Source organism: Sphingomonas sp., from assembly GCF_035317925.1.
Lineage (GTDB): Bacteria > Pseudomonadota > Alphaproteobacteria > Sphingomonadales > Sphingomonadaceae > Sphingomonas_I.
Window position 1 is genome coordinate 1 of the sequence record NZ_DATHFV010000203.1, and the last position, 2,469, is coordinate 2,469.

A 2,469-nucleotide genomic window follows, 5' to 3' on the forward strand; every position below is an offset into this window, starting at 1 on the left:
GTTGATCGCGAGGATGTTGCGCGCCTCGGCACCGGGACCGCTTTCGCTATGCTTGCGCAGCCAATCCATGACGCGGACGAGATCGGCGGGCGAGAAGAACCATTCCGCCGCATCGATCAGGATCGGCTTGCCGTCCTTGAAGAGCTGCGGGTCGAGCGCGCTGATCGGGGTCGCATCGACCTGCTTGAGCAAGGCCCGTCTGCCGGCTTCGTCGAGCTTGGGCCATGGGGTCGTGAAACGTCCGCCGGGCGTGCCCTTGATCTTGAACATTTCGAGCGTGGTCAAATAGGGCCGGTTCCGCGCCGGATCGCTGACGCCGACGACGGGCAGCATCGCCTCGATCTTTGCGCGGCCCAGGGTGGTCAGCAAGATGTCGGTGGCGCTGTTGTCGCTGATCGAGATCATCTTCTGCGCGAGTTCGAGCAGGGTGACCTTCGTGCCCGCCGGCATCTGCGTATAGGTACCGCCGGGCAGTTCGCGCCCGTCGAGCGTGACCATATCGCTCCACTTCCGTTCGCCCGCATTGGCTTCGCGCACCAGCTCGGCGAGGATGACGAGCTTGAACGCCGATCCGATCGCGAGCGGGCGATCGGTGTCGCTGCCCGCCAGGATCCGCGGGGCGCCATCACCCAATTTGGCGACGACGAATCCGGTCTTGCCGGGAAACGCGTGCAGCGCCGCGATCGCCTGATCGGGCGTTTTTGTGCCCGCGGACGGCGGATGGATCCGCCAGCCGACGATCTGGTTGGGCGGATCGGTATCGATCACGAGGTCCATGTCGATCGTGCCATGTTCGTAGGCGATCGTGATTTTGGCGGCGTTGGGGCCGACCTGCCGCAGATCGGCGACGGTCAGTGCCTTGCCGAACGCGGCTGAGAGCTGGCTCCCGATCTGCGTGACCTTCTCCGCCGGTATCTGGGCGAGGAAGGTGGAGGAGAACAGGCTGTCCGGGGTGACGGTGCCGTTGAGCACCGCGATGAGATCATGCGCGCGGCCGGTGAGCGCGGGGGCCGCATTCTGCGCCGTCACGGGCGTCGCCAGCCCGATCGCGGCGATGGCGGCGATTGTGGAAGCGCGCATCATCAGTCTTCCCCCAAAAATCAGGCGTCGATCGCGTCTTCCTCGACCGCCGCGGCATTGGCCTGGATGAAGGCGAAGCGGTGTTCTGGATTCTTGCCCATCAGCCGCTCGACCAGATCGACCGTGCCGCGCCGCTCCTCATATTCCTGCGGCAGGGTGATGCGGATCAGGGTCCGCGTCTTCTTGTCCATCGTGGTTTCGCGCAACTGTTGGGGGTTCATCTCGCCCAGGCCCTTGAAGCGTGACACTTCGACCTTCTTGCCCTTGAATTCGTTCGCCTCGATCGCCGCGCGGGCTTCCTCATCCATGGCGTAGAGGCTCTTGCCGCCCGCGGTCAGCCGGAACAAAGGCGGCTGCGCCAGATAGACGCGGCCCTCGCGCACGATCGGCGCCATTTCCTGGAAGAAGAAAGTCATCAGCAGGGTCGCGATATGCGCGCCGTCGACATCGGCGTCGGTCATGATCACGATCTTCTCGTAGCGCAAAGCCGCCGCATCGCACTTTTCGCGTACGCCGCAGCCCAAGGCGAGCGTGAGGTCGGCGATTTCCTGATTGCCACGGATCTTGTCGGCGGTGGCGCTGGCGACGTTCAATATCTTGCCGCGGATGGGGAGGATCGCCTGCGTCTTGCGGTCGCGGGCCTGCTTGGCGGAGCCGCCCGCGCTGTCGCCCTCGACGATGAAGATTTCGGTGCCTTCGGGATCGTCATTGGCACAATCGGTGAGCTTGCCCGGCAGACGCAGCTTGCGGCCCGAGGTCGCGGTCTTGCGCTTCACCTCGCGCTCGGCGCGACGCTTCAGCCGTTCGTCCATCCGATCGAGGCAGAAGCCGAGCAAAGCGCGCCCGCGCTCCATATTGTCCGACAGGAAATGATCGAAATGGTCGCGCACCGCATTCTCGACCAGCCGCGCCGCCTCGGGCGAGGTCAGCCGGTCCTTGGTCTGCGACTGAAATTGCGGATCGCGGATGAAGACCGACAGCATCAGCTCGACGTCGGTGACGACGTCTTCGGGCGCGAGGTCCTTGGCTTTCTTGTTGCCGACCAGCTCGGCGAAGCCGCGCAGGCCCTTGATCAGCGCCGCGCGCAGGCCCTGCTCGTGCGTGCCGCCGTCGGGGGTCGGGATGGTATTGCAGTAATAGCTGTACGAGCCTTCCGAATAGATCGGCCAGGCGACTGCCCATTCGACCGAGCCCTGGCCGTTCGGGAAGTCCTGCCGGCCGATGAAAGGCTCGGCGGTCGCGCATTCGCGGGCACCCAATTGCTCGCGCAGATGGTCGGCGAGGCCACCGGGGAACTGGAAGGTGGCTTCGGCGGGCGTGTCGTCGCCGATCAGCTCGGCATCGCAGCGCCAACGTATCTCGACGCCCGCATAAAGGTAGGCCTTCGAG

General features: G+C 65.0%; 2 protein-coding genes. Both read right to left on the minus strand.

Annotation, left to right across the window (positions count from 1 at the left end; genetic code table 11):
• The coding region (locus VK533_RS15245; RefSeq protein WP_324379172.1) for a serine hydrolase at positions 1–1,083 on the minus strand (1,083 nt) is incomplete at its 3' end.
• A gap of 17 nt (positions 1,084–1,100) precedes the next feature.
• A partial coding sequence (locus VK533_RS15250) for a toprim domain-containing protein (protein ID WP_324379173.1) occupies positions 1,101–2,469 on the minus strand: 1,369 nt, incomplete at its 5' end.